Annotated in this window: 1 protein-coding gene; it reads right to left on the reverse strand. The window is 43.1% G+C overall.

Annotated features, from left to right (window positions below; all coding sequences use genetic code 11):
- Positions 1-64: 64 nt before the first annotated feature.
- Entirely contained in the window at positions 65-832 is a 768-nt protein-coding gene (locus Xkoz_RS19230; RefSeq protein ID WP_244183532.1) for a TonB-dependent receptor domain-containing protein, read from the reverse strand.
- Positions 833-904: the final 72 nt, after the last annotated feature.

The following is a 904-nucleotide window of genomic DNA, read 5'->3' on the forward strand; positions in this document are numbered from 1 at the left end:
GTGGCGGCGGTGTGCAGGTGTACTCATGGTTAATCAACTCTTATGATGGAATGGTGGGGCATTATTATTGCACGAAATTTCTCATGACGACACTATCTAGAGGGAAACTGAAGACCCGGTACTGTTTGTTACCTAAATTTTCGCCATAAAGTTTGACATTGATCCCGTGAGCCATTTCTAAACTTAAGGATGCGTCGTAGAGAGTATATCCCCCTTGTTCAAGAGTATTGGCTTCATTAAAGTAGCTTTTTGAATAGTAACGTGTACCCGCATTTAAATAGAGGTGACCTGGTAACCATGTTTGATCAATGAGATAGTCAAAACTTGCATTGAGCATGACATCTGGTGCATAAGGCAGGCGTTTTCCTTTATAGCTTGTGTCGGTTGCATTAGTGAAATTTGACTTACCTATATTACCGCCAAGAGAAAGTCTAAGCCCTTGCATGGGTTTAATTTGGCTGCTTAGCTCGATACCTTTACTTTCTGCTTTTCCGGCGTTACGAATGCTCTGCATACCCACGGGTCCGACATAGATCTGCTTATCTTTGGAACGAATGTAATAAACCGCGCCGTTTAACGTCATTGCGTTATCAAAGAATGAGGTATGCCAACCGAACTCATAATTGTCCGAGATTTCGGCACTGTAAGGCTTTTTATCATTATGGGAGGCAACAATGTTGTTGAATCCTCCAGGTTTGTATCCTTTGGTGGCATAGGTATCTACACATTTATTGAAATTTATGTTATTACCTTTCAGCATGCTCTTAATTTTACTCTCGCCGGGCTTGATGCCCGGCTTAACCGTCGATACCCGATGCTGGTCAAACAACATATGACACCTTCAGATCCTCTCGCCTGTGCAATTAAAGACGTGGCCAGCGCACAGAAAACCACGTTCGCCACC

It is taken from the genome of Xenorhabdus kozodoii (assembly GCF_002632875.1).
In the GTDB taxonomy this organism is placed as follows: domain Bacteria; phylum Pseudomonadota; class Gammaproteobacteria; order Enterobacterales; family Enterobacteriaceae; genus Xenorhabdus; species Xenorhabdus kozodoii.

Coding starts and splice junctions, on each gene's coding strand:
- Xkoz_RS19230 (WP_244183532.1), bottom strand. CDS start 832: ATGTTGTTTGACCAGCATCGGGTATCGACGGTTAAGCCGGGCATCAAG.